Source organism: Paenibacillus sp. Y859, from assembly GCF_056786405.1.
This window is the reverse complement of sequence record NZ_JBXCIZ010000009.1, coordinates 119,213-136,726: the sequence shown is the minus strand read 5'-3', so window position 1 is coordinate 136,726 and position 17,514 is coordinate 119,213. Positions and strand designations below refer to the sequence as shown.

At 40.4% G+C, this 17,514-nt stretch carries 20 protein-coding genes; 14 read left to right on the top strand and 6 right to left on the bottom strand.

The annotated features are described in order from the left end of the window. Positions 1 to 84: 84 nt before the first annotated feature. Positions 85 to 1,050, top strand: coding sequence for a protease complex subunit PrcB family protein (locus AC1TO8_RS17660; protein WP_482056938.1), 966 nt, complete (start codon positions 85 to 87; stop codon positions 1,048 to 1,050). Between the two features lie 144 nt (positions 1,051 to 1,194). On the opposite strand, the gene AC1TO8_RS17655 is transcribed toward AC1TO8_RS17660, so the two are convergent. Continuing rightward, the gene (locus AC1TO8_RS17655) at positions 1,195 to 1,995 is read right to left on the bottom strand and encodes a DUF4367 domain-containing protein (protein WP_482056937.1); all 801 of its coding nucleotides are present in this window, start codon (positions 1,993 to 1,995) and stop codon (positions 1,195 to 1,197) included. Then, positions 1,976 to 2,563, bottom strand: a complete 588-nt coding sequence (locus AC1TO8_RS17650; protein WP_482056936.1) for an RNA polymerase sigma factor — start codon at positions 2,561 to 2,563, stop codon at positions 1,976 to 1,978. Before AC1TO8_RS17650 ends, AC1TO8_RS17655 begins: the two co-directional genes overlap by 20 nt. Before the next feature lie 250 nt (positions 2,564 to 2,813). Between AC1TO8_RS17650 and AC1TO8_RS17645 the strand changes: the two genes are divergently transcribed. After that, positions 2,814 to 3,818: an aldose epimerase family protein gene (locus tag AC1TO8_RS17645; protein ID WP_482056935.1), complete on the top strand. Its 1,005-nt coding sequence runs from the start codon at positions 2,814 to 2,816 to the stop codon at positions 3,816 to 3,818. Between the two features lie 78 nt (positions 3,819 to 3,896). Here AC1TO8_RS17645 and AC1TO8_RS17640 read toward each other — a convergent pair whose 3' ends face one another. Then, positions 3,897 to 4,382, bottom strand: a complete 486-nt coding sequence (locus AC1TO8_RS17640; RefSeq protein ID WP_482056934.1) for a double zinc ribbon domain-containing protein — start codon at positions 4,380 to 4,382, stop codon at positions 3,897 to 3,899. Positions 4,383 to 4,584: 202 nt separating this feature from the next. Here AC1TO8_RS17640 and AC1TO8_RS17635 point away from each other — a divergent pair, with 202 nt between their 5' ends. From AC1TO8_RS17635 to AC1TO8_RS17625, 3 genes are read left to right on the top strand one after another with little or no spacing between them, the layout of a single operon-like run. Then, positions 4,585 to 5,535, top strand: a complete 951-nt coding sequence (locus tag AC1TO8_RS17635; protein WP_482056933.1) for a helix-turn-helix transcriptional regulator — start codon at positions 4,585 to 4,587, stop codon at positions 5,533 to 5,535. 14 nt (positions 5,536 to 5,549) lie between these two features. Next, positions 5,550 to 6,245 (top strand): AlkZ-related protein, encoded by a 696-nt coding sequence (locus tag AC1TO8_RS17630; RefSeq protein ID WP_482056932.1) that lies wholly within the window; start codon positions 5,550 to 5,552, stop codon positions 6,243 to 6,245. Positions 6,246 to 6,262: 17 nt separating this feature from the next. Beyond that, positions 6,263 to 7,138 (top strand): hypothetical protein, encoded by an 876-nt coding sequence (locus AC1TO8_RS17625; protein ID WP_482056931.1) that lies wholly within the window; start codon positions 6,263 to 6,265, stop codon positions 7,136 to 7,138. Positions 7,139 to 7,200: 62 nt separating this feature from the next. Here the strand turns inward: AC1TO8_RS17625 and AC1TO8_RS17620 are convergent, their stop codons facing one another. The 3 genes from AC1TO8_RS17620 to AC1TO8_RS17610 are packed head-to-tail and all read right to left on the bottom strand — an operon-like array spanning position 7,201 to position 10,510. Then, complete coding sequence (locus tag AC1TO8_RS17620) at positions 7,201 to 7,965, bottom strand: SDR family NAD(P)-dependent oxidoreductase (RefSeq protein ID WP_482056930.1); 765 nt, start codon at positions 7,963 to 7,965, stop codon at positions 7,201 to 7,203. 49 nt (positions 7,966 to 8,014) lie between these two features. Further along, positions 8,015 to 9,247, bottom strand: coding sequence for an aminopeptidase (locus AC1TO8_RS17615; RefSeq protein WP_482056929.1), 1,233 nt, complete (start codon positions 9,245 to 9,247; stop codon positions 8,015 to 8,017). A gap of 30 nt (positions 9,248 to 9,277) precedes the next feature. Next, positions 9,278 to 10,510, bottom strand: coding sequence for an aminopeptidase (locus tag AC1TO8_RS17610; RefSeq protein WP_482056928.1), 1,233 nt, complete (start codon positions 10,508 to 10,510; stop codon positions 9,278 to 9,280). A gap of 178 nt (positions 10,511 to 10,688) precedes the next feature. Between AC1TO8_RS17610 and AC1TO8_RS17605 the strand changes: the two genes are divergently transcribed. The 9 genes from AC1TO8_RS17605 to AC1TO8_RS17565 all read left to right on the top strand — a co-directional run bounded on the left by AC1TO8_RS17605 (position 10,689) and on the right by AC1TO8_RS17565 (position 17,475). Beyond that, entirely contained in the window at positions 10,689 to 10,997 is a 309-nt protein-coding gene (locus tag AC1TO8_RS17605) for a hypothetical protein (protein ID WP_482056927.1), read from the top strand. 118 nt (positions 10,998 to 11,115) lie between these two features. Continuing rightward, positions 11,116 to 11,460 (top strand): rhodanese-like domain-containing protein, encoded by a 345-nt coding sequence (locus tag AC1TO8_RS17600; protein ID WP_482056926.1) that lies wholly within the window; start codon positions 11,116 to 11,118, stop codon positions 11,458 to 11,460. Between the two features lie 93 nt (positions 11,461 to 11,553). Then, positions 11,554 to 11,781, top strand: a complete 228-nt coding sequence (gene tlp / locus AC1TO8_RS17595) for a small acid-soluble spore protein Tlp (RefSeq protein WP_482056925.1) — start codon at positions 11,554 to 11,556, stop codon at positions 11,779 to 11,781. Between the two features lie 110 nt (positions 11,782 to 11,891). Continuing rightward, positions 11,892 to 13,136: a DUF445 domain-containing protein gene (locus AC1TO8_RS17590; protein ID WP_482056924.1), complete on the top strand. Its 1,245-nt coding sequence runs from the start codon at positions 11,892 to 11,894 to the stop codon at positions 13,134 to 13,136. A gap of 44 nt (positions 13,137 to 13,180) precedes the next feature. After that, a complete protein-coding gene (locus tag AC1TO8_RS17585) occupies positions 13,181 to 14,089 on the top strand; it encodes an aldo/keto reductase (RefSeq protein ID WP_482056923.1) in 909 nt (302 codons plus the stop codon). A 95-nt stretch (positions 14,090 to 14,184) separates the two neighbouring features. Continuing rightward, complete coding sequence (locus tag AC1TO8_RS17580) at positions 14,185 to 14,925, top strand: AzlC family ABC transporter permease (RefSeq protein ID WP_482056922.1); 741 nt, start codon at positions 14,185 to 14,187, stop codon at positions 14,923 to 14,925. Next, positions 14,898 to 15,224 carry an AzlD domain-containing protein gene (locus tag AC1TO8_RS17575; protein ID WP_482056921.1) on the top strand — a complete coding sequence of 109 codons (327 nt, stop codon included), beginning with the start codon at positions 14,898 to 14,900 and terminating at the stop codon, positions 15,222 to 15,224. The genes AC1TO8_RS17580 and AC1TO8_RS17575 overlap by 28 nt, the downstream gene beginning before the upstream one ends. A gap of 50 nt (positions 15,225 to 15,274) precedes the next feature. Next, complete coding sequence (locus AC1TO8_RS17570; protein WP_482056920.1) at positions 15,275 to 16,306, top strand: peroxiredoxin family protein; 1,032 nt, start codon at positions 15,275 to 15,277, stop codon at positions 16,304 to 16,306. Between the two features lie 20 nt (positions 16,307 to 16,326). Further along, positions 16,327 to 17,475: an SGNH/GDSL hydrolase family protein gene (locus tag AC1TO8_RS17565; RefSeq protein WP_482056919.1), complete on the top strand. Its 1,149-nt coding sequence runs from the start codon at positions 16,327 to 16,329 to the stop codon at positions 17,473 to 17,475. Positions 17,476 to 17,514 lie beyond the last annotated feature (39 nt).

Below are 17,514 nucleotides of genomic sequence, written 5' to 3'. Positions count from 1 at the left end.
TAACAACAGAGGGTGGTACCAGCGAAGCTGATATCACCCTTTGACTATTTATGAAGGTATTTAATTCGGAAAGAGGGGATAGAATTGAAAAAGCGTATGACGATTATGCTTCTTCTCATCACTAGCCTATTTTACTTTAATATCATTTCTTATTCAGAAGCACAAAGCGTTCCCCATGAGCTCTCAAAAAAAGGAACCTATTCTGTTGAGTTCAATGAGAATAAATCAGCTGTAACGATAACTCCAAACAAAACGGTGTTAAATATCGTACTTCCGATCAAGTGGGATGAATATTCCGATTTTGAACAACTTCAAAAGGCTAAACAAATGGATGTATTTGTTCCGAACGACTTACCTATAGGTTTTGTATTACAAAAAGTGGAGATTCATCATGAAACCATTAAAGGTACTTATCTAAATGGAAAACAATCCATCATCTTCATTCAATCCCCCACAACCAATAATATGATCGATAAAAAGGAAACATGGACGACTAACAATATAGAAAGTAACCTTACTTGGTCCACAACTGAGAAAGAATTTGAAATAAAAGGGAATTATGTAGAAGTAGCAGATTTGAACTCCTTCAAGAAATCTATAAAACCACTTGCTAATACAACCGATGTAATCACACTGCCGTTTGAAATCATTAAAAGTTCCGAACTGTCCGATAGGAACGCTCAGAGAATTCGTGCTTTCACTCTATATACACCAACAGAGTTTGTAGATTTCACAAAAAAACAAAAGATAGATATTGATAAGAAGTGGAAGGCTACGGATGATGTGCTGATTATTGGATTGTTTGCAGGGCAAAAAGGTAGCAGCGGTTATTCTATCAACACGTTACAAGTTACCTTGCACAACGACCAACTTAGCATCATGTTCAACGAACTAGCACCTGTACCAGATATGATATATCTGACGGTTATAACCTATCCATCTCAATTTATCGCAGTAAGAATACCACATGGTCGAACCGTATCAGCCGTACAATTTATTACTAGCAAGGGGCAGGCTCTTGCCAATTATGAATTCAATGGAAAAAGATAATAAAATTGTTCCTATTCAGCGAGTTTCAGCAGATTAATATGAATGGATTGTAACAGAAATAAAGGTAGCACCCATATTGAATCGGGTGCTACCTTTATTATAATCTCTTTTCAACAAAAGATCTTATTCAGCTAAGAAGGTCCTTTACTCCGGCAGGCTCTCTGTCATATCAATAAGTTCTTCTTTCGTTAAATTCCCGTAGACACGTATTGATATTCCATTATATATAAATTGAATATCATTAAACCTACCTGGTGTGTAGAAGGCTTCAATATCATTATTTAGGGTGAGAACTTCGATATCTACCGAGCCAGTAGAAGTAATCATCTGACCTTCACTGATGGAATGTAACATAATCCGCATGGTTTCATCATTAGATGATTTATATGTCATTGTGATTGAATCCGTCTTCTGTCCAGGAGCTAAGTCGGCCAATGTGGAACTTACCAATTGAAATCGTTCTGGAATAATTCGGAAGTCAGGATAAGGAAAGGATAGCTCACTCTGGGCCTCTTCTAGCGTATAAACGTACGATTTATCTTCAGATATGCGATCCAAAACAGCTGTTGGATTATCGGGATCTTCAGGATAATATTCAGCAGGAGGCGGGGATGTTAAGGCACCTTCCTGATCAGGTTGACTGTAGGTCCCAATGAAAACATTAACAACGCCGTTACCTAAATCTTTGATCGACTGGTACACAGGTGAGATAGCTTGAGTTACAGCTGGCGGGCTAAATATAATAGCACCTGCTGTGACGGATGCAGCAACGACAGTAGCAAGCTGAAAATGACGCTTTCTTGTTTTTCGTTTATTCAATCTATAGATCTCAGCTTGAACCTTCTGCCAGGATTGTTTCTTTGAATCATCGGAGGATATAGAGGTAGAGGAGACCGTCTTTTCAAAGGTATCATCAAACCATTGATCAAATTTTCCGTTGTTCATCAATAACACCCCATTCTTTATGCATCTTTTTTCTAACACTTTCTCGTGCCCGGAATAGTCGTTGTTTAATGACTTCTTCGCTAATATCGAGTAGTTCAGATATTTCTCTATAGGATAAACCTTGTTTCCAACGGTATTCGATAAGTACGCGATACTCTGGTTTCAAAGAATTCACAAGAGATTGAATCAATTCCTCCATCATCTTACTCTCCACATGATGTTCAATAGAGATTGGGGACTGCAATCCTTCATCTATATATGTATAAACACTATCAATATCTACTTGGTTACGGTGTTTTTTATTTTTTCTTAAATAATTTATAGATGAGTTCCGCGAAACGACTTTTAGCCAGGCTCTGAGTTTTATTTCATTCTCAAAGATCGGTTTCTTCTTAATCACCTGAATAAATGCATCCTGTATAATATCTTCAGTAGTAGAATGATCTTTAACGATATAATAAACCAATCCATATACATAATCATAATATTCATAATATACTTTCTCTTGAAGCAGTTCATTTAATTGATTGAAATCTGTTGAAACTAACAGATCTAAATGGTTTGACATCGTTCATCCCTCCCTAACAACAAACCGCCTCAGAATAATACGGTACTTTTTTCTTTCAGTCCTTATATTTTACATTATTTACACTGTATCTGCCTACTATTTTAATTACATAGTTTCTTTTTGGATAACGTATTAGAACATGATATAATATACAATATTATTAAATATTCATATATAGCTTATCCTTCTGATGAGAATAAGTATGAGGCATATTCGGAAGTAAGGCTACAATAACTTTTAGGAGGAAATAATGACTACTCAACATTCCGCATTTGAAACCAAATTCCAAGGAGAAAAGGCGATATGGTTAACACATGGTCGTTTTGAAGCAGCTATATTACCAGAGATTGGTGGTAATTTGATTCTGTTCCGTGATACTGAGAAGGGCTTCCGTTTCCTACGTGAGCCCAAAGAAGATGAGATGGAGCATTTTAAGGCCAATCCTGGTATTTATGGCATTCCTGTATTATTCCCACCGAATCGTTTCGAAGATGGTAAATTCCCGTGGGAGGGAAAGGTATATGAGCTTCCAGTCAACGAGTCGGATACAGGGAATCATCTGCATGGGTATATGCATACCCTCCCGTGGGATGTCGTTCATTATTCATCAGATGCGTATGAAAGTAAGGTTGTCATTTCACAAAAAGTAAGTGAAGGGCATCTATATAAGAAATACTTCCCTTTCGAATTTACGATTACACTTCGTTATACGCTCAGTGCTGCAGGACTTCAGCAACAAGTAACAGTGAAGAATGAAGGTAGCGAACGGATGCCGAATTTACTCGCTTTCCATACGGCGATAAATGCTCCTTTTATACCTGAAAGTTCGGCTTCTGATTATGTTGTGAAGGTAACCATTGGAGAACGTCAGGAGCTGGATGAACGTATGTTGCCAACAGGACGTATTCAGCCTCTAACTGCAGATGAGCAATTAATGAAGAGCGAAGGTGTTAATCCTTATTTTGCAAGCATGGATAATCACTATACATCGAGTCCCCAAAATGGTCGTAATATGATGGAGCTGACAGATACTAGAACAGGAGATAAGTTAATCTATGATGTCGGTACATCCTATAAGCATTGGATGATTTGGAATAATGTTGCGTGTGGGCAATACTTCTGTGCCGAACCGCAGATGAGCCTTGTGAATGCACCTAACATTGAAGGAAGAGATGCTGAAGAGATCGGTCTCATCGGTCTCGAACCAGGCGAGATTTGGGAAGAGACAAGTCGTCTATATTTCATTCAAGCATAACAAACAACAACCAGTCTCAACACGATAATAAGTGTTAGACTGGTTTTCTTTATATGAATGACATCTTAGCTTACCGTTTCATCCCATAGTCAAATCATGTCCACAACCCCTACAGAAGCGATCTGAGTAGGCAACAGAAGCACCACATTGATTACAATGAAATGAACTAGAGGATTTAGGTTTATTTAAAGGGACGGTTTTCACCTTCACAGTGTGAAACTGCTGTCCGCAAAAAGGACAATAGGTTGCATCGGCAGGTAACATTTTTCCACACCCACATTCTTTTTGATTCTGATTCTGTTGCATCTTCCGTTGCATATGGGCTATTTCGTGTTCAAGCTTCACGATGATTTGTTGATATTTCTGAATTTTAGCGGTGGGAATCATACTCTCTTTGCGGGTGATACATTGATGGATAATATGTCCAATGGTAGTGTAATTCTTATCTATTTCTTTTTCCTTTGATAATATTTGCATTTTCAAGGTTGCCGCTTCAACCGTGTTCTGAGCCTTTTTCCCGACATCAGAGACACCTTGTTTCATCTTATTGAAGAAGTAGGACATCTTTTTCCTCCTTTAAAGGGGCTAAGGCTATAGCATCCCCTCAACAAATGGTTCATGGTTTATTCTATGGTCTATGTTTATCTTGTATGACCTTGGATACTCCATTAGATTTCCGTTGTATGAATAGATAATTGGTGACATATAAGATGTCACCAATCCTTTGTTATAATAATGACATACCTTCTTGAGGAGATTGGTTAGAATGAAGAGAATGGACCGATTAATGGCGATCATTATGGCATTGCAGCAACAAGGCGAAACGGCTTCATCTTTGGCGGATAAAATGGAGGTGTCCCGACGGACCATACTACGAGATATTCAATCGTTGTCTGAGATGGGAGTTCCTTTGTATGCTATTAGTGGTCCTCAGGGTGGGTATGGACTGATGGAGGGTTACCAACTTCCACCGCTTCAGCTTAATTCGCAAGAGGCCCTGACTGTCTTATTTGCGTTACAAGGGCTAATACAATATTCGGACACGCCTTTTAACAGTGAACGGTGGACTGTAAGAGATAAGATCTGCTCCATCCTTCCACACGGAATGATGGAGCAGATCCAACCGCTATTACAAAGTCTAGAAATAAATGTTCCTACAAGAAAGTACTCAACACCACATTTGGCTTCACTAATTCATCTAACAGCAGAGTCCAATTGGATATCTACACTGTATAAGTCCATGAATCATCATCGTAGACTCATCCTTCAACCCTATAAGGTATTTGCTGCACATGGTTTTTGGTATTGTGAGGCCTTTTCTCCTACACATGGAGAGATAAGATTATTTAGAGTAGATCGAATGGAAGAGGTGAAGGAAGAACAACCACCAGAGAATTCAGAAGTTCAAAACTACCTACAATCCATTACGGATCAAGAAAAGCAATCACCGACTATACATATTCGTGCAAAGCTTACTTACAAAGGAATGCTAAAGGTTGAGCAGGACGAGCATATCGGAGAATGTATTACATCTATTGGTGAAGATGAATGGTTGGCTGAATTTGATTGTCCCGCTTCAGAATTGCCGTGGGCTATTCAATTGTTCTTCTCCATAGGAATGGATGCAGAAGTGATTGAACCTACATCACTTAGACATGCAATTCGTATGAAATCCAAAGATGTATACGATCGGTATGACCCTGAGCCCACAATATAAGGAGATGATTAAATATGAAGTTAGAACCTGATCAAGAAATGATCCATACATACGAAGAAGCTACACAGCTTATCAAGCGTGTTGGTATATTGCCACTGGCATCAATGATAGCGAATCATCCCTCACTAGGAAGTGTGACAGATCCGAATCAATGGCATACAAGTTCAGAACTAGATCCTTGGTTATGGAGAGCTCGTTTTCCTGGCGATGGTATAGCTGCCTATGGAAAAATAATGAAAGGGAAAGCTGTTCTAGTATCATGTGATTGGTTTCCACTTGTACTTAAAGTTCAAAGGCATCTGGACGAACCTGATACCCGTTATAAGAATGGTTTATTGTCCAAAGCAGCATTAGATGTATACCAATGCATCGAGAATGATGAAGGTATTGATACACGCGAACTTCGAGGACGGGCTGGTATGAAGGCTAAAGAAATGAAATCGACATTCGATCATGCTCTAATGGAACTGCAGGGAAATTTAGATATTGTGATCTCCGGTGTAAAAGAAAAGGTGAATGACCAAGGTGAAAAGAATGGATGGAACAGCACGTCCTATGAAACGGTGGATCATTGGATGAAATCGGTCGGTATTGCGGAGCTAACAATAAGTCCTAAAGAAGCGGCCACTGAATTAAATAATAAGTTAGAGAGCGTATGTAGCCCGGATGCCCTAAAGTTTCTTCGTAAACAATTTCACATATCTGAATAAGAGAGAGGTTGAGCTGTATGATGAGATCTGAACAATGGGAGCACGCAAGAACGTTTATATATTCGAACGCCAGATTGCTTGATCGTAAAAGATATGAATTTCACTTCGCTAAAGGTTCTGCGGAAGCAGTTCTAGAATCTTTGAGAACTTACCAAAATGCTGATGGCGGATTCGGTAATGCATTGGAGCCTGACATACGCGCTTCAAGTAGTCAGCCTATTCCAACGGAAATGGCGCTTCTGATTATGGATGAGATTGGTGTCTTTGATACTGCCATGATTGAGGGGATCGTATCCTATCTTAAGCAAATTACGATTCCTGTGACTGGTGGATTTCCGCGAGCGTTTCGTAGTCTGAATGCAGACCCACATGCTCCATGGTGGACTACTGAGCATGATCATGTAGGTTCAATGAATCCAACTGGGAGGATTCTGGGATTACTCTATAAACAATCTGCTGTAACGTCCTTTTATAATGAAGAGTGGTTCGAGCAGTCACTTCAATTTGTCTGGAATTCGCTAGAGAAGGTTGATACCCAAGACTATCATGATATGATCCAATGTATTGCCTTTTTGGAGAATACACCTGATCGAGATCAAGCGACACCTAAGATCCAGTGGTTGGATCAACAACTACAACAAGAAGGAACGATTGAATTGGACCCCAAAGCAGAAGGATATGTTCATAAAGTATTAGATTATGCTCCTGTATCAAGTAGTTACTGCCGTAAATGGATATCGCAAGAGATACTGTTGCAGCATCTAGATTATTTGGCATTGGAACAACAACCAGATGGAGGTTGGCCGATACGATGGCCTGCCCTCAGTCCTGGAAATGAAGCCGAGTGGAGAGGATTAATTACGGTTGATCGTTTACTTACGCTTCGAGAATAATGTTCGAGTAATTAAAAGGCTCACCATCAACGATCAGATATCGTTGATGGAGAGCCTATCTTTTATATTGCAGGCATCACATTTCCACCGCTAACGGGAATGTATGCACCTGTTATAAAGCTTGCTAGATCGGAAGCTACGAATGCTACGACATTGGCAATCTCCTGATCTGTGCCCCGACGCTTCAACGGAACGGATTTGTTATAATCCTCACTGATTTCGGTGTTATTGTCTCTATCGTTCTCACTAATAGTCCATCCAGGAGCAATTTGGTTGACGGTAATCTGATGTTCACCAATTTCTTTGGCGAGGACACGGTAAACGCCGTCCATACCTCGTTTACCAGCGACATAGGCAGATTGCCCAGGTTCATTTGTCATGGAACATTCCGTATTGATTCCGATGAATCTTCCTGACTTTTGTTGTATCATGGAAGGAACGAATGCTTTGGCTAAATACACACTTTGCATCACACAAGTATCGTATTGACTCGTATAATCTTCAATAGGTTGTTCGAGGACCGATTTCCACTCGTACTGTACAACCGCATTGGCAACGATGATATCTACATGGCCCAAATGCTCCGCTATATTATTCTTCATCTTGATGATGTCATCAAATTGTGTAACGTCAGCACGGACGATCATAGAACGTCTGCCCATGGACTCTATTTCTTGCTTCAATTCGTTCGCTTTGACCTCATTCCCATGGTAATGGATAATGAGATCCGCTCCACATTTCGCTAGCGTACGTGCCATAACTCTTCCAAGCTGTCCTGTAGCACCTGTAATCAGAGCTGTTTTCCCAGTCAGATCTACTTGTAACATCGCTAGTTATCTCCTCTCAAAGAGACGATCTATATTTCATAAATCTGTATTAAAACGCCCAGTTCCCATCAGCGAAGATCTGTTCTTTCTTCCCATCATGAGTTAAGCCATAAATGTTCATTTGCGCAGAACCCATCATGAAATCAACGTGAGCAATACTTTGATTCATACCTTTAGCAGCAAGTTCTTCAGGTGCCATCGTCTTTCCACCTTCAAGATTGAATGCATATGAGCTACCGATGGCTAGATGACAAGATGCATTCTCATCAAACAAGGTGGTGTAATATAAAATATTACTTTGTGAAATAGGCGAGTGGAAGGGCACCAAAGCTACCTCACCTAAATAATGTGAACCTTCATCCATATTGATTAAGCGTTCTAGTGTATCGTATCCTTCTTCAGCACTGAAATCGATAATCCGTCCATTCTCAAATGTGATGGAGAAGCGATCAATAATATTCCCTCCATAGCTGAGTGGTTTGGTACTGCTAACTTTACCATTTACACCGGTCTTGAGTGGAGCCGTGAATACTTCTTCCGTAGGAATGTTAGCTACGAATGAGATTCCTTGTTCGTTCAGACTACCTGCCTGTGCCCAAATATGACCTTCAGGTAATTCAATCGTTAGATCTGTACCTGGAGCAACAAAATGAAGACTATGATACTTTTTGCTATTGAGTTCATTCGATTTGGCTTGAAGCTTATCGATATGTTCATGCCATGCTTGAATAGGATCTGGTTGATCGGCACGAACAGCTGCAAAAATCGCGTCCCACAGCATATTCACTTGATCTTTAGGTGCTACATCCGGGAATACTTTGGCTGCCCACGCAGGTGAGGGAGCCGCTAGACCATTCCAACTCATTTTGTCGGCCTGTTGATATTGGCGATACTTATACATCGCTTGACCATACGTGCGTTGATGATTACCAATACGCTCAGGGTCAATTCCTTTTAGCAGATCAGGACTTGAAGAGATTACCGTTAGGAATGCCGCGCCATTCTCAGCGAGTTCCACCATCTCACCTGCGAACCATGTTGGAGGTTCAAGAAAAGATTCATCCGAAGCCAATTCATAACGCATCCGAGATACGGCCTCATCGGTATAATTCACCTTAACGAGTTTCGCACCCGCTTCATAGGCTTTACGTGTAATCAGTCTTACAAGTTCAGCTGATTCAATCATGGCGTTGATGACGAGGGTCTGTCCCGATTGGATATTGACGCCAATATTCACAGCTAATGTAGCATAATTGTCTAACTTCTGTTCAAAACTTAACATGATGTTATTCCTCCAATGATATTGATTATTTTAAATTGCCCAGTTGCCATTACGGAATACTGGTTCTTCACGTCCGTCTTCTGTTATTCCGTTGATATCCATCTGCGCAGATCCGATCATGAAGTCTACATGCGTTACGCTTGTGTTCAATCCGCGTTCGGATAGTTGCTCCTGGGTCATATCCTTGCCACCCTCAAGACAGAAAGCATAAGCACTTCCAATTGCCAAATGATTCGAGGCATTCTCATCAAATAACGTGTTGTAGTAGAGAATGTTCGATTCTGAGATAGGGGACTGATGGGGTACGAGAGCGACTTCTCCTAGGTAGTGAGCTCCTTCATCCATAGATACGAGACGTTCCAGTGTTTCTTGACCTTGTTCAGCAGAGACTTTGACGATACGTCCATTCTCAAAAGTGACTGAGAAGTTATTAATAATATTGCCACCGTAACTAAGCGGCTTGGTGCTTCTCACAGTACCGTTTACACCCGTTTTAAGCGGAGCCGTAAATACTTCTTCAGTGGGCATATTAGCGACGAAACGATGACCTTGCTCATTCGTACTATCACCTGCAGCCCAAATATGTCCTTGTGGCAATTCAATCGTAAGATCTGTGCCTGGCGCCGTGTAGTGAAGTTTTTTGTATTTCTTCGCATTCAGGATGGTGGATTTGGATGCCAAAGTTTCTAGATGGCTTTGCCAAGCCTCGACAGGTTTCTCTTGGTCTACACGAACGGTATGGAATATCGCTTCCCAGAGCTTATGAACTTGTTCAGTCGGATCGAGGTCAGGAAATACTTTAGCTGCCCATTCATCTGTAGGTACAGCGACTAGACACCAGCTGAATTTGTCCGATTGAACGTATTCACGGTATTTAGCTAAGGCTTGACCCCTTGTCTTTTGCGCAGTTGCGATTCTGTCTTGTGATATTCCCTTTAGAAGATCAGGGTTCTCTGCAAGAACGGACAGTACAGCAGCACCATTCTCCACGAGTTCAATAATTTCACCCGCATACCATGTAGGAGGTTGGCTAAAGGTCTCATCTGCAGCTAATTCATACTGTAGGCGAGTAACAACTTCATCACTCCAGTTCACTTTCACTAGCTTGGCACCGGCATCATAGGCTTTCTTCACGATCATTCGAACAAATTCTGCTGAAGTAATAGGAGCATTCACAACCAGTGTCTGGCCTTGCTGTATGTTTACTCCAACGCGTACTGCCAAATCTGCGTATTTCATTAATTGGTGTTGGAAATCCATCATATGTAACCCTCCATATCAAATAGTCTATACATTCATATTGTACTAAATTGGAATCAATAATGAAAACAGACATGTATTTGAGCTAGACATGGTATACTATTAATGAATTGAGAGCTCAAAAAATGACCTTTTGAACTTCCTCGATAAAGATATTTGAGATAAAAGGAGATCGTTATAGATGATAGTACATATTGAACATGTAGACATGAAACGAAACGAGGATCAACATTTTGTGGGTCACACTGTATTTAGTATAGAAGGCAAAAAGGATGTATTTGAAATTACCTTCTTCAGCAAGAGAGGAAAAGAGTGGGATTATAGCCTCAACTTTGCCAAGGAACCAGGTAGTGAAGAAGATTTATTGCGACTAGATCAACTTCTTGAGGAAGATGATGATTTGTACAATCAATTGTTAGATGCAGCGATTGATTCTCAAGAATTAGAGGTTTCAGATGAACCAGAGCGTCAGAAAATTGACAAGTATTAACCATCCATATGTAATGATCATCTGTTACAATTTGATTGACAGTTAAATTACCATCTTTTATAATACCTATAGGTGAGGTTATATCTCGTAAAAATGGTTCACGATAGGAGATAAAGAGATGTGGTGGGTCATCGTTGTAATTTTCATTGTGATCGCAGTTGTCATTACTAGATGGTGGCCTTCAGAAGAACTACAGGAACTTCCGTGTAGTACTTTACCGCCTAAGAACACATGCTATAAGTTACTCGATATCAGAGACGCACTAGATTTCGAAGCGGGTCATCTGCCAGGTGCTGTTAATATATCGCTGGGTAGACTACCCTATGTTGCTAGTAAAGACTTAGAGCCTGAACATCCGATCATTATTGTCGGAAAGAAAGATAGGAAAAGTAAGAAGGCTGCTCGTATTCTGAAGAAAAAAGGATTCCATCATATTTATGTCTGTGTAGATGTCTGCCCATGAACGTTGAATAATTCATCCTGAGATGTGGAAAGGCTATGATTGTGTGAATGAAACAATCATTGCACTTAATCTATGCTAAGGGGTGTTTCATCGATGGCTAAGCCAGATGACAGAACTGATAATGTTCGTAGACTTCGGGAGAGTATTCAGAATGCGATTGCAAATTCCAAGGAAGCAGAACAATATTTAAATGAATTTGGGGATGAAATATCAAGTGTTGAAAAAAGAGCAATACAAGAAAAAAATGAACGACGTAAAGACAGTGTTGAAGGATTCAAAGCTGAGATGGTAGACGAGGCTCAAAATTCGGACAATCAATAGAAGTGAAGACATATAGATTGAATCGATGCAGGGGGTCCATGGACTTCCTGCTTTTTATCTTTTATCATGGAATTTGAGGTAACACATCAAGAATGATTAGGAGAATGTTCATGAGAACAAGATACATAGCAAGCTCATCCTTGATCGTGATGGGGATCGGCTTCTTAATTACATTGTTTTTACCGCAAAATATAGCAGTTCGTCTGTTACAGGGTGGGTTTGAAGCTGGGCTCGTTGGGGGATTCGCCGATTGGTTTGCTGTAACGGCATTATTTCGTCATCCTATGGGCATTCCAATTCCACATACATCTTTGCTTCTCAACAATCGGGATAAACTTGTGAATTCTTTAATATCTGCCATGGAGACTGAGCTACTGAATAAGGAAAGTATTAAACGTAAGTTGAGTCAGATGAAACTATCTAAGATGCTTACTTCTAGTGTGTTTAAATTAATACGTAAGCGAGAGACTAGAAAGACGATCATCCATACAATGAAATCAACTGTGGAGACGTTACCTCTAGAGAATGTAGCTTCCTTAGTCCAAGGTGCACTGGCAGGTTATGTGAACAACAAAGAATTGGAACCCATTGTGGCTAAGGCGGCTATCTCCATTGTGGAGAGTCGTTATGATGAGAGGATGCTAGACTACGTTTTGGGTTATGGCAAGAAGTGGGCTAATAAACCTGAAACAGAAGTGTTACTAGGAAATTTAGTCCATAGTAAGTTGCAAGAGATACAGCTGGGTGGAATGAAGGGGTTCGCGGTTCAAGCATTTCTTGGGTTTATGAGTGAGGAGAAATTAGGCTCACTTCTAACGAACTTAATAGATTCCTCGATAGACGAATTATCCAAGTCAGATAGCACATACAGAGATCGAATTCTGGGCGAAGTTAGGATGCAGATTACTACGGCTGCATTGAATCCTGATATAACAGTTCAGATCCAATCTTGGGTCAATACGAAGCTATCCGATGCAAGTACGCATACAATTATTCTAAAACTATTAGAAGATCTTAGGGGGCAATTCCTTCTCAAATTAGATAGCGAATATAACAATGGTGGACATATCATTATTAGCTTATTCCGTTGGGTCGGGGACATGCTTAGTAAGCAAGAACAATTGGTTCAGAAATGGGAGCAGGGTATTTTATCTTTTATTGGTGAGTTTGTGGAACGTAATTACTATCGACTAGGTCTATTGGTTAAAGATAACCTGGATCAAATGGATAATGAGACGTTAGTACACATGTTAGAGGACAAAGTAGGCAATGACTTACAATGGATCCGGGTAAATGGTGCTTTATGTGGATTTATTATTGGGATTTTCCTAGCAGTACTCCATATCTTTGTTTAAGAGGATGGTTACTTTCTAATCTAATGAAAAGAGGAGGAATTTAAATGAGACAATCAAAACTGGGATCATCCGATTTATGGGTAAGTGAAATTGGGTTAGGTTGTATGTCCCTAGGTACAGATGAGAGTTCAGCTATTCCATTAGTTCATGAAGCATTAGAAATGGGGGTTAACTTCCTAGATACGTCAGATCTGTATGACAATGGTCGTAATGAAGAAATTGTAGGCAAGGCCATTCAAGGGCGTCGTGATGAAGTGATCATTGCAACAAAGGTCGGAAATCGTCGTGTTCCTGGTCAAGACGGCTGGGTATGGGATCCCTCGAAGGAATATATTATTGCGGCTGTAAAAGAGAGTCTTAGACGTCTTCAATGTGATTATATTGATCTTTATCAGCTCCATGGGGGTACTTTAGAGGACCCAATAGAGGAAACCATCGAAGCTTTTGAACTGCTGAAGCGGGAGGGTCTCATAAGAGCCTATGGCATATCCTCCATTCGTCCCAATGTTATTCGAGAATACATGTCACATTCAAGTATGGTTAGTGTCATGAGTCAATATAGTGTTCTAGATCGCCGACCAGAAGAAGAGGTACTATCATTATTAGTTGAGAATGACATGAGTATGATTGTTCGCGGACCCGTAGCCAAGGGAATTCTATCCGAACGGGGGGACGAGAAGCTGAATAAAGGATATCTCAATCACACCCCAGACGAACTACGACTGATGCGTGTAAAGCTTCAATCATTGGTTCGTGAAGATAGAAGTATGGAGCAAATTGCGCTACGCTATGTGTTGTCTGACCCAGCCGTCGCGGTTACGATTCCCGGGGCGAGTTCATTGGAGCAACTACGTCATAATATTGGGGCTTGTGATGTAACTCCATTAACAGAAGAAGAAATAACTTACATTCGCGAGCTTAGTAAAGCAAATCTTTACACAGAACATCGGTAATAATTAGAGATGAATTGTACATGGCAATTGAAGGCTTGCCTTTCGGCAGGCCTTTTCCTTTTTTATGAATACAGCAGAATAAAGAGGTTGAGTAAATGGAATTAGAAATTCACCCTAGAGTAGGGCAGCAGGAAGATCGTTTCTGGCAAGGAGTAAAAGATTGTGTTCCTACACTACTTGGATACTTAAGCATAGGATTTGCCGCTGGTGTTGTAGGGAATACATCGGGGTTAAGCCTGACTGAAATCGCGTTAATGAGTGCATTACTCTATGCTGGATCAGGGCAATTCATCGCTGCTGGGATGATCGCGGCGAGTTCACCTATATCTGCTATTATCTTTACTATATTTTTCATCAATCTTAGACATCTACTACTTAGTGCGGCCATTGCTCCACATTTCAGAGGACAACCATTAAGGAACAATCTGCTAATAGGGGCACAATTGACGGATGAGACCTTCGGTGTCGCTATGAATCAGGTCGCGAAGGGTAAGCCATTAGGATATCGTTGGATGCTAGGGCTTAACATTACTGCCTATTTGAACTGGTTACTTGCAACGGTCGCTGGAGGATTACTTGGCAAATGGATCCCTAATCCTGAGGTATGGGGTCTTGATTTTGCTTTGCCAGCGATGTTTATTGGTTTACTCGTATTACAAATGAATAGTAGTAAGAAATTCGGCATTCAAATCATCGTAGCATTAAGTTCTGTATTGATCGTGATCGGGGCTAGTTATCTCATACCTGGAAGTATGGGCATTATCGTGGCTGCTGTACTAAGTGCTACATTAGGAGTTGTGTTTGAACGATGGACATCCGATGGAACATCCTCATAATCATATTGGGATCTGCACTTGTGACATTCATTCCTCGTGTTCTCCCGCTTGCTCTACTTAGTCGCATGAATATACCTAATGGACTCATCCGTTGGTTACAACATATTCCAATTGCAGTCATGGCTGCATTAATTGCACAAGAATTATTCATATCAGAAGGAAGATTCGCATTGTATGATACCCGGCTTGAATGGTTAACCGCGATTCCTACATTTGCAGTCGCTATATTTACCCGCAGTTTACTGGGCACCGTTCTTGTCGGTCTTATATGTATGATGTTGCTTAGATGGGCGTTCTAACGATGATCTGACGTGGTATGATTTGCGTAGATCAGGAAGGAGTGGGGATTGTGAATGTTATACAGTTAGGACCATTGATGCTTAATTTTGAAATGCTCATATTCATATTGTCTGCATTTACAGGTTACCTAGTGCTGAAATATCGTTTGCGCAAGGCAGAAGTTGAGGGGAATATGAGTGAGAAATTTGCTAATGCACTCATTCTTGGTTTTGTGATATGGAAAGGTAGCATCATTATTTTTGATCCCGTTTCAGTCATTCAATATCCGATGTCTTTGGTTTATTTTAATGGTGGCGATAAAGGGTTATGGTTGGCTGTATTCATTTCGTTATTATACTTATGGATTCGTACACGAAAAGACGGCACCTCCATCATGATGAATTTGGATGTATTGGGTGCAGGTTGGATCGTGGGTAGTAGTATATATCATCTTTTAATATTAATAGTAGATCGCGAGAATTGGCTATTCCATCTATCATTTATTGGTGTGAATATCGGTTTGGTGATGTGGTATAAGAAGCCAGGCATGATGAGAAGAAATGGGATTGCAATCATAATCGTACTGATGTTGGTCGGTTGGGGAATATATGATTACACGAAAAACAATATAGATCAAACCAATATCAATAACCTGCAGCAAACCGCAGAGAATATAGGCATAAAAAAAGGAAATACAGCACCTGAATTTGAATTACTTAATTTGAATGAGCAGCCAGTGAAACTATCAGATTTCCTTGGTAAAAAGGTAGTCTTGAACTTCTGGGCTACGTGGTGCCCACCATGCAGAGTTGAAATGCCACATATGGAGAGAATCTCTAATAACTATGAGAAAGATGTAGTGGTACTGTCTGTTAATTTAACACATACAGAAAAAAGTCAAGGTGGTGTTGCTGAATTTGTTGAGAAGTTCGGTCTGACTTTTCCTGTTCTATTGGATACAAAGGGCGATGTGGCAAATACATATCAAATCGTAGCTTACCCAACGTCTTATATCATTGATTCACAAGGTATTATTCAGGCCATATTTCAAGGTGCAATTAATGATGATATTATGGAAAAGGAATTATCCAAAATAAACTAGTAAAATATTAAGGAGTGTGAATGATGGATTACATGAGTCAGAAACAATATGCATCTGTGACAGTTCAATCTACTGCTTCTAACTTTATTATGAATCGCGAAGAAGCATTTACTCATACCTACCGTACTTATATTAGACTAAGAGAAAATGGAGTACAGACGCTTAGATTTTGGCATAGCAACGCTGTTGACTCAACTTGGGATGATGGTGTAATTGCTTCTGCTAGTGATTTAGGTAGTGTGTGGATAATAGAAGCGGCTTTTGTGGGCGATGGTGGAGATCAGCCGAATGGTGATGTAGTTGAGGGGACGCAAGTACAGCTAACTTTTGAGGGGAGTTCTAACAGAATAGTTCAGCCGGGTGAGAAATTTTGGAGTGATGAAGTTCAGATTGAACTTCCCGAAGGACATTATCTGTCCTTTACATGGACGATATCAACTCATTCATCGGGTACAACAGTGCCGTATAACACGGAGCAAATGCTAGTTACAGCTTATGACGCTCCTGGAAATTTAGCTCAGCAAGAGTCATCTGCTTCTTTTCAGCAATCAGAGAATCTATTAGTTATGCCTAGCTTTATAGGATATAGGAAAGACGTGGACAAGCAGCTTATTTTCTTCGGAGATTCTATTACTCAGGGTGTCCGTACTGCAATAGATCAATATGAATATTGGGTAGCACGTATCGCGGATGAGCTCCCCGCATCGATCGGTATTTGGAATGTTGGTTCTGGATGGGCGAGAGCCTATGATGCAGCAGATGATGGTTCGTGGCTACATAAGGCACAACAAGGAGATGAGGTCGTGATCGCTCTAGGCGTCAACGATCTTGATATAGGTAAACGGAGTGCTATACAACTTATGGCTGATTTATCAACGATCATTTCTAAACTTAAAGAACGGAATCCTTCGACTCATATCATATTGTGTACAGTTCCTCCATTTAATTTCACGGGCACAGCAGAGATGGCTTGGCGTGAAGTGAATGAGCAGATTCGAGTGAATCCTCCTGCAGGGGTAGATCGTGTATTCGATATTGCTGAAGTGTTGTCACTAGAAACACCTAATGATCATTTAGTGAATCCGGAATATATGAGTTCAATCTATGACCCTCATCCTAATGGTGTAGCAGGTAAAGCGGTATCGGAAGCGTTTCTGAAATGGTATTAATGAGATTAATGTTTAATGATATTAATTAACTTTGCGGAG